The sequence below is a fragment of the Ruegeria sp. N7 genome, from assembly GCF_056531345.1.
This window is the reverse complement of record NZ_JBQFLR010000020.1, coordinates 58006-67153: the sequence shown is the minus strand read 5'-3', so window position 1 is coordinate 67153 and position 9148 is coordinate 58006. Positions and strand designations below refer to the sequence as shown.

Below are 9148 nucleotides of genomic sequence, written 5' to 3'. Positions count from 1 at the left end.
GAACCGGCATCTCCCACCCGGCAAAATCAACCATCTTGCCGCCCAACTCAACGTGAAGCCCAAAAAGCGGCGTGCGTCTAATCTCGGTCATCTTGGATACCTTTTCGTATCTTTCGGTTTGGAACGCATTCCCGTCAGTCTGCCTCAAGTAGTCAATATTGCAACGATTCCGGTCAACTTGCGAACCGGCGCGCCGCCTGTGGGGCAAGTCTGTATACGGGCGTATGCATCCATTTCGTTCCTATAGGAAACTTTTTTCCGTTAGGCAACATTTGTCATTTGGCCTCTGCAAGGGTTTGCCGGTCAAAGCTTTGAACGCGACGATAACACCAGGCAAGCCGACTGCAATGGCCTGAAAAAACGGTATTTTGCCTGCACCTTATCGCGCCTGTCCGTCAAGTGACTGCACTGCGAGATCCAGCACCCTCAGCCCGGCGACAAGATCGCTTTCGGCGGTATCTTCGGCAAAATCGTGGCTGATACCGTTGATTGAGGGCACGAACAGCATCGCAACGGGCATCAGACGCGACACGTTTGTGGCATCGTGCAACGCGCCCGACGGCATCCTGCGCCATTTGCCGGGGGCCACCTGTTCGGCCCCATGTTCCAGCGCCGCGCGCAGCGTTTGATCCATCGTGACGGGTTCCAACCCGAGCAAAGGGCCGTAGGTCAGCACCAAGTCCTGTTCGCTGGCTATTTCCTGCGCTGTGGTACGGATAATCTCCTCCATCCGCGACAGCCGATCCGGATCGCCATCGCGCCACTGCATCGAGAACCGCGCCCGACCCGGCACGATGGACGACGCATTGGGGTGAAGATCGACCCGCCCGATGGTCCAGACGGTTTGTGGTGTCACCACGTTGCGAAACCGTTCGTTGAGGCGCGTGTTGAACAGTGACAACGCCTGAAACGCATCCCGGCGCAAATGCATCGGTGTGGTGCCCGCGTGATTCTGCTGCCCTTCGAAAGTGACCGACATGTCCCGGATGCCGACGATATCGGTCACGACGCCGATCTGCTCGTTCGCTGCGTCCAGAGAGGGGCCCTGTTCGATATGCATCTCGACAAAGCCGCTGAACCGCGCGGGATCGACAAAACCCTGCGACAGATCCGCCATGGAAGATCGGGCCTCGCCAAAGCTGACGCCGGCCCCGTCGGTCAACACATCGGCCTTGTCCAGAGGCAGACCGCCGGACCAGACCGCCGAGCCCGTGGTCACACCGAACCGGCCTTCTTCGTCCTGAAAACTGACGACCGAGATCGGCTGGTCGCTGGTCCGCGCGATCTCGAGCGCGGCGATCACGCCGAGCGCGCCATCCAGCCAGCCGCCTTCGGGCTGGCTGTCGGAATGCGACCCCATGAGCAGAGAGCGGCCGGGCGCCAACCCGAACAGGTTGCCGACCGGGTCGAAATGCGGTGTCAGACCCGCGTCGGCCATACGGTCCGCCAGCCATTGGCGCGCCGCGATATCCGCTTTGGAATAGGCCGGGCGGATGACCCCTTTGCCCACACCCGAGGCACCGATTTCACGCAGCTTGTGCAGATCATCCAGAAAACGCGTGTGGTCGACGGCCATGTATCCCTCCGGGCGCAGTTGGTCAGGGCGACCATAGCCAGAAACCGGACAGCTGCGAATGTTTTTCCGGCGAGATCAAGAAACCCCTCTGGTCCCGGCAAGGAACCTGCCCTAAGACTTCGGCGCAAGAGGGAGCGACATGTCACATATCACATTGGTGCGCCACGGGCAGGCAAACACGACAGCGCGCGACGAAGCAAGCTATGACAAGCTGAGCGATCTGGGCCATCAACAGGCCCGTTGGCTGGGCGCGCATCTGCGTGACACCCGCAGCCACTATACACGCGTCTATTGTGGCACCCTGACCCGCCACACCGAGACGGTCACCAGCATGGGATTGACCGATTCTGTCTGCGACGCACGGCTGAACGAGATCGAGTATTTCACCCTTGCACAGTTGTTCGAAGAACAGCACGGCGTCGAAATCCCGACCGATCGAGAGGGATTTGTCGAACACTTGCCCAAAACCTTCGCGGCCTGGGCCAGCGGAAAGATCGAGAGCGCTCCGGAAACCTTCGAGGCGTTTGAAGCCCGCGTCCGCGATGCGCTGCACGAGATCGGGACCGAGGGCGGACCGGCCATCGTCGTGACCTCGGGCGGGTTGATCTCGATGGTGGTGCGTCAGGCGATGGGGCTGGACATCCCGTCAATGGCACGGGTGGCCCTTGCCATCATGAACACGTCGATGCATCGTCTGCACCCGATTGGCGCACAGCTGAGCCCGGTCCTGTTCAATGCGGTGCCGCATCTGGAAGCACCCGACCGGCAGTTCGCGCAAACCCACCTCTAACCAGATCGGAGATCCCTGATGCAGCTTTATTATGCACCCCGAACCATCTCGGTCGCTGTTGCGATTGCTCTGGAAGAGGCCGGGCTGGACTATGAAGCAATCAAGCTGGACTTTGCCGATGGGGAACAGACAAAACCGGCCTACAAGCAGATCAATCCCAAGGGGCGCGTTCCGGCACTGGTGGTCGATGGCGGCATCCTGACCGAGACCGGCGCGTTGCTGGAATATATTGCGACCAAGGCACCCGAGGCCGATTTGGTGCCAGCTGATCCGGTCATGGCCGCCCGCATGCGCGAGGTGATGTTCTATCTGGCCTCGACCATGCATGTGAACCACGCCCACAAGCTGCGCGGGCATCGCTGGGCCGACAAGAAATCCAGCTGGAAAGACATGACGGACAAGGTGGCGCAAACGATGACCGCATCTTGCGACTATATCTCGTCAAACGGGTTGCGCGGGCCGTTTGTTCTGGGGGACGCGTTCTCTCTGGCCGATGCCTATCTTTATGTGGTTTGCAGCTGGCTGGAAGGTGACGGCGTCGATGTCTCGGCCTTCCCCAAAATTCTCGCCTTCCGCAAGGCGATGGAGGTACGGCCTTCGGTTCAGGCGGTGCGCGCTGCCGGGATGCTCTGACAATAGGAATTAAGATGACACATCTCTGGGTCAGGGCGGAACAGCGCCCGAACGAAGAACGGGTGGGGCTGACACCCGAAGGGGCTGCCGCACTGATCGCCGCAGGTCTCCGCGTGACGGTTGAGGAAAGCCATGTCCGCGCCATTCCGATTGATGGCTACAAGGACGCCGGCTGTGCAATCGCGGATGAGAATTCGTGGCCCGAAGCCCCGCTGGATGCGATCATCTTTGGCCTCAAGGAACTGCCCGAAGATGGCACCCCCCTGCCCCATCGCCACATCATGTTCGGCCATGCCTATAAGGGCCAGCATTCGGGTCGCGCGCTGCTGGAGCGGTTCAAGGCCGGTGGCGGCACGCTTTATGATCTGGAATACCTGGTGGGCGAAGATGGCCGCCGGGTTGCCGCCTTTGGCTATTGGGCTGGGTATGCAGGTGCTGCGGTAACGCTCAAGACATGGGCGGCGCAACAACGGGGCGAGGAATGCCCGCCGGTAGGGGTGTATGCAGGCAAAGACGTTCTGAACGCAGAATTGCTGGCCGAGTTGGACGCGACCGGAGCCCCACGCCCCCGCGCCATCGTCATCGGCGCTTTGGGCCGCGTGGGTACGGGGGCCGCAGACCTGTGCGACGCGATGAGCGTCGACGTCACCAAATGGGACATGGCGGAAACCGCCAGCGGCGGGCCGTTTCCCGAAATTCTGGACCACGACCTGTTCCTGAACTGCATTTTCGCGCGCCCCGGAACCCCGGTCTTTGTTCCGCGCGAGGCGTTGACTGCCCCGCGTAACCTGACCGCCATCGGCGATGTCGCCTGCGACCCGGACAGTGATTACAACCCGGTGCCGGTCTATGACCGTGCAACCACATGGGACGCGCCTGCTTTGCGCGTGGCAACCGATCCGGTGATGGACGTGATGGCCATCGATAACCTGCCGTCGATGCTGCCGGTCGAAAGTTCGGAAGATTATGCGGCACAGCTTCTGCCGTCGCTTCTGACCCTGACCGATCTGGACAGCGGCGTCTGGGGTCGGGCAGAAGCGATTTACAAAACACATATCGAAGGGATCTGAGCGATGACGATTCACTGGTGTGGCACCGGCCTGTCGGCCATCCCCGGCCTGCGCCGTCTGATCGAGGGCGGTCACAAGGTCACCGTCTGGAACCGGACGATCGAAAAAGCCAAGGCCGAGGTCGGAGACCTGACCGACGATATTCGCGCCTTCGACATCGACGCACTGGGTGATGTGCTTGAGAAGGGCGAAGTGATCGTGTCCATGCTGCCGGGCGACTGGCACGTACCACTGGCGGAGCTGGCGATCTCGAAACAGGCCAATTTCGTGTCGTCGTCTTACATTGCGCCCGAAATGCGCGCACTGGACGACAAGGCGCGCGAGGCCGGTGTAGCACTGGTCAACGAAGTTGGTTTGGACCCGGGCATCGACCACCTGATGGCGCATGCGCTGGTCGATGACTATCGCGCCTCGGATGCGTTCGATCCGCAAAACCACCTGAGCTTCATTTCCTATTGCGGTGGCATACCCAAAATCCCGAATCCGTTCCGCTATAAGTTCAGCTGGTCACCATTGGGTGTGCTCAAGGCGCTTCGGTCACCATCGAAGTCGATCCGCGACTATGCCCCGCTGGACGTTGCCCGCCCGTGGGATGCGATCAGCAGCTATGTCGCGCCACTGCCAACGCCGGAAAGTTTCGAGGTCTATCCCAACCGCGACTCGATCCCGTTCAAGGCGCAGTACCAGTTCGAGGATCACTGGCCCGTCAGGGAATTCGTCCGTGGCACCCTGCGCCTGAACGGTTGGGCGGATGCGTGGTCGGACGTGTTCCGTGAAATCGAAACCCTGTCGGGCCCGGAAGGGGATGCGCGTCTGAAAGAGATGTCCGACCAGTTCTGGAGCGAAAACGCCTATGATGAGGGTGAGCCCGACCGCGTTGTGCTGTGTGTTGGATTGAAAGCCGAGAAAGACGGCGTCGAAGTCTGGCACAAGACCTATGTCATGGACGCCTGGGGCGACGAGCGCGGTACAGCGATGGCGCGTTTGGTATCGATCCCGGTTTCACTTGCCGTCGAGGCCGTTATGAACCGCGCAATCCCCGCAGGTGTTCACGCAGCCCCAAGCGACCCAAAACTGGTACAAGGCTGGATGGCCGAGATCGACCGGCTGGCCCAGCACTTGCAGATCGTGGATCATACGGCCTGATCGCACCCAAAAAGCCATTCCAGAGTTTCTGGAATGGCTTTTTGAACAACATGATCGAGTGGGATCACAGGTTTTCAAACAGCGGGTGCGGAACTACCGATGTTGCCCTGCTCGCCACTTACCTGGGCCAGTTAACGGCGGGCAGGATTTGCCCGACGCAATCGCCAAAGCCGATCTGGAAGCCTTCGCCCTTGGCCGCACCGCGCAGGGTCAGGGTGTCTCCGTCTTCGATGAAAGTCCGGGTTTCGCCGGTATCGAGCGTGAAGGGCTCGCGACCAGCCCAGCTCATCTCCATCAGAGAACCGTATTCCGTCTTGGTTGGGCCTGAGATCGTGCCAGACCCCAGAAGGTCGCCCACATTCATCGCACAGCCGCCGATGGCGTGGTGGCAGAGCTGTTCGGCGGCCGAGTAATACATGCGGGAGTAGTTGGTTTCGCCAACGACGCTCGCCTTCTCGGCTCCATCAGGCTGCATCAGCACCTGAAGCTCAATGTCGTAAAGGCCGTCCTTTGAGCCGTCGAGGTAGGGCAGAAGCTTTCTCTCGCGTTCGGGCGTTGGCACACGGAACGTTTCCAACGCGGCGGCGGTCACGATCCAGGGGCTGATCGAGGTGCCAAACGCCTTGCCCTGAAACGGTCCAAGCGGCTGGTATTCCCAGCCTTGGATGTCACGCGCGGACCAGTCGTTCAGCAGCACATAGCCGAAGATCATGTCGTCGGCTTCATCCACGGTGATCGGCTGGCCTAACTCGGACGGTTTGCCAACAATGGCGCCCATTTCCAGCTCGATATCCAGACGCATCGAGGGGCCAAAGCTGGGCATCTCGGCGTCGGGCGCTTTGCGCTGACCGTTCGGGCGGTGAATCGGCGTACCCGAGATCACAACCGAGGACGCGCGACCATTATAACCGGTCGGAATGTGCAGCCAGTTGGCCGGCAGTTCGGGCGAGCCGCGCAGGATCGCGCCCATGTTCGCGGCGTGCTGACGACCGGCATAAAAGTCGGTGTATTCGGACACAAGGAACGGCATGTGCAGCTCGGCATCGGCTTGGGCGACCAACAGAGGCTCAACAGTGTCACGTTCGGTCGAAGCCTCGCCCAGCAGCTGTTCCAGACGGGCGCGCAGGGCGGCCCATGCGTCCGATCCCTGCTCCATCAATTCATTCCAGAAGGGCACGTCGAAAACGGGTTCATCACCAATCTCGATCAGGCCAGCTTCTTCGGCAGCGCGCATATCAAGGATCATATCCCCGATGGCCACGCCACAGCGCGGTGCGCTGTCTGAGGTCGAAAACACACCATAAGGCAGGTTGTTCAGGGGAAAGGGGGTCTCGGCAGAGTTCGCGCTGTCCACCCATGACTTTTTCAGTTGGCTCATGTGATCCTCACTCGGCATCCGGCTGTACCTCGGGTCGCGCATCGGCGAAGGCGGACAGGGCCAGACAGGTTTCTTCGATTTCGGTCAGACGCGCAAAGGGCGTCATGTCCACACCCCAGCGATGCCCGTTGTAAAGCTGCGATACAAGGCAGATATCCGCAAGCGATGGCATGTCGCCAAAGGCAAAGCGGGTGCCTTGGGGCAGCATAGCCTGAAACGCGGTCAGACCTTCGTTCATCCAGTGGACCATCCAGTCCACACTTTCCGCTTTGCTGTGCCCCATCCCGTCCAAATGTTGAACAACGCGCAGGTTGTTCACCGGATGGATGTCCAGCGCAATCACATGCGCCGCCGCCATCACCTTGGCCCGCGCAATCGGGTCGTCCGGCAGAAGCGCCGGGTCGGGATAGGCGCGGTCAAGATAATCAAGGATAGCCAGAGATTGGGTCAACTTGGTGCCATCCTCAAGCTCTAACACAGGGACGCCCTTGCCGGGGTTCATCGCTTGATAGGCTGCGCTTCTTTGCTCGCCTTTCACCAGATTGACCGGGCAGCTTTCGAACGGCACACCCTTCAGGTTTAATGCAATACGCACCCGATAGGATGTGGTCGATCTCCAATAGGTATATAACTTAAGACCCATCATTTCTTACCCGGAGTCCCGTCGAACTTCTTCTCAAGGCTGTCCCAGCAGTCGCTCTGTCCGTCGTCAGGGTTTTTGGGACCAAAGGCTGCCTAAACTAGAGGAGGGTTTGGCTCATCTGGTTGGTTTGATTATGCGGCCTGTTTGCGATGATGCAAGCGCCGGGCTTCGAATGTGTTTTGTTTGATCCTTTCGCTTTTTTAGAGAATGGCTTTGTCTCGGCCGAAGTAGACGTCGGCGGGCGTGACGTTGTTGATACTCTCGTGGAAGCGCTGATGATTGTAGTGATCGACGAAGGCCGTGATCTGGGCTTCAAGATCACCGGGTAGGAAGTAGTTTTCCAGCAAGATGCGGTTCTTGAGGGTCTGGTGCCAGCGTTCGATCTTGCCTTGAGTCTGCGGATGATACGGCGCACCGCGAGAGTGCTTCATCCCTTTGTCCTGCAACCATTCAGCCAAGTCACCGGACACTTAACTTGAGCCGTTGTCGCTGAGCAGACGTGGCTTGTGAACGACATGAACTTGATCGCAACCCGAAGCCTGCAACGCCAGATCCAGAGTATCCGTCACATCCTGCGCCCGCATGTTCGTGCAAAGCTTCCAAGAGACGATATAGCGGCTGTAATCATCCAGAACCGTGCTGAGATAAAACCAGCCTCATCCCAGCACCTTGATGTAAGTGAAGTCCGTCTGCCAGAGTTGGTTGATGGCCGTCGTCTTATGCTGGAACTCATCTGCTGCCTTGAGCACGATGAACGCCGGGCTGGTGATCAGGTCATGCGCCTTGAGCGTGCGATAGACCGTGGATTCCGACACAAAATAGCGTTCCTGATCGGTGAAGGTCACCGCCAACTCGCGTGGCGACAGCTCTGTCTCCTTTAGCGCAAGATCCACAACCTTACGCTTCACGTCGGTGGGAACGCGGTTCCAGACGTGCTTTGGCTTGGGAGATTGATCCGCGAGACCAGCTTCGCCACGTTGCAGGTACCGGTCATACCAGCGGTAAAATGTGGTGCGGGGAATGCTCAGTTTGGCCAGTGTCCGACGCGCCGACAGATGACTTTCTTCCACCAGCCTAATGATCTCCAACTTCTCTGATGCGGCATACCTCATTCGTGGTCGTCCCCATCCCCGAGCATGCTTTTTTTGAGAAGACGCAGCTCAAGCGTCTGTTCAGCGACCACTTCCTTGAGGTCTTTTACCTCACGGCGCAACTCTTTGACCTCGTCCGTGTTCGCAGCCCGGGCTGTATCGCCAGCCAAGCGCTTCTTCCCGGCCTCCATGAAGTCCTTGGACCATTTGTAATACAGGCCCTGGGATATACCCTCGCGACGGCACAGCTCCGCGATACTGTCCTCGCCACGCAGCCCATCAAGCACGATCCTGATCTTCTCTTCGCTGGAATACTGCTTGCGTGTTGCCCGCTTGATATCTTTGACGATCTTCTCGCCAGGGCTCCTCGTTGTCTTTCTCATCGTCCACTCCTTGGTGGTTACGATGACCCAGAAACTCTCTCTTATCAAATTGGCCTAAATGGTCCCATATGCGCTGACGTTAGACACATGGCCCCGACGGTTGTAACGGGGGTTCACCCCACCGATCGGCTGGCAACGGATGAAGTGTTTGGCCCGGTTCTTGCGGTCATTCCCTTTGACACCGAAGAAGAGGCAATCAAAATTGCCAATGGAACCGATTACGGTCTGGCATCCGCAGTATGGACGTCGAACTTGTCGCGCGCCCACCGCATGATCCGGGCCATTCAGGCAGGGGTTGTCCATGTAAACACCTATGGAGGGGCCGACACAACGGTTCCATTGGGTGGCGTCAAGCAGTCTGGCAACGGTCATGACAAATCGCTGCACGCCTTTGACAAGTATTTCGAGCTGAAAACAGCTTGGATCAAACTTTGAACC

The 9148-nt window shown here is 59.1% G+C and carries 7 protein-coding genes and 2 pseudogenes; 5 read left to right on the top strand and 4 right to left on the bottom strand.

What is annotated here, in order from left to right; translation table 11 throughout:
• Positions 1-379: 379 nt before the first annotated feature.
• Positions 380-1576, bottom strand: a complete 1197-nt coding sequence (locus ACR0ES_RS17780) for a Zn-dependent hydrolase (RefSeq protein WP_480871436.1) — start codon at positions 1574-1576, stop codon at positions 380-382.
• A 139-nt stretch (positions 1577-1715) separates the two neighbouring features.
• On the opposite strand from ACR0ES_RS17780, the gene ACR0ES_RS17775 reads away from it, so the two are divergent.
• From ACR0ES_RS17775 to ACR0ES_RS17760, 4 genes are read left to right on the top strand one after another with little or no spacing between them, the layout of a single operon-like run.
• Entirely contained in the window at positions 1716-2366 is a 651-nt protein-coding gene (locus ACR0ES_RS17775) for a histidine phosphatase family protein (protein WP_480871435.1), read from the top strand.
• A gap of 18 nt (positions 2367-2384) precedes the next feature.
• On the top strand, positions 2385-2999 hold the full coding sequence (locus tag ACR0ES_RS17770) for a glutathione S-transferase family protein (protein ID WP_480484936.1): 615 nt from the start codon (positions 2385-2387) through the stop codon (positions 2997-2999).
• 14 nt (positions 3000-3013) lie between these two features.
• On the top strand, positions 3014-4069 hold the full coding sequence (locus ACR0ES_RS17765; protein WP_480871434.1) for a saccharopine dehydrogenase: 1056 nt from the start codon (positions 3014-3016) through the stop codon (positions 4067-4069).
• Between the two features lie 3 nt (positions 4070-4072).
• Complete coding sequence (locus tag ACR0ES_RS17760) at positions 4073-5215, top strand: saccharopine dehydrogenase family protein (RefSeq protein WP_480871433.1); 1143 nt, start codon at positions 4073-4075, stop codon at positions 5213-5215.
• Between the two features lie 118 nt (positions 5216-5333).
• On the opposite strand, the gene fahA is transcribed toward ACR0ES_RS17760, so the two are convergent.
• The 3 genes and pseudogenes from fahA to ACR0ES_RS17745 form a co-directional block, all read right to left on the bottom strand.
• Positions 5334-6593: a fumarylacetoacetase gene (gene fahA / locus ACR0ES_RS17755; protein WP_480871432.1), complete on the bottom strand. Its 1260-nt coding sequence runs from the start codon at positions 6591-6593 to the stop codon at positions 5334-5336.
• A 7-nt stretch (positions 6594-6600) separates the two neighbouring features.
• Positions 6601-7236 carry a maleylacetoacetate isomerase gene (maiA, locus tag ACR0ES_RS17750; RefSeq protein ID WP_480774251.1) on the bottom strand — a complete coding sequence of 212 codons (636 nt, stop codon included), beginning with the start codon at positions 7234-7236 and terminating at the stop codon, positions 6601-6603.
• Positions 7237-7367: 131 nt separating this feature from the next.
• Positions 7368-8710, bottom strand: a pseudogene (locus ACR0ES_RS17745) (IS3 family transposase).
• Positions 8711-8794: 84 nt separating this feature from the next.
• On the opposite strand from ACR0ES_RS17745, the pseudogene ACR0ES_RS17740 reads away from it, so the two are divergent.
• A pseudogene (locus ACR0ES_RS17740) lies at positions 8795-9145 on the top strand (aldehyde dehydrogenase family protein); the annotation flags it as partial.
• Positions 9146-9148 lie beyond the last annotated feature (3 nt).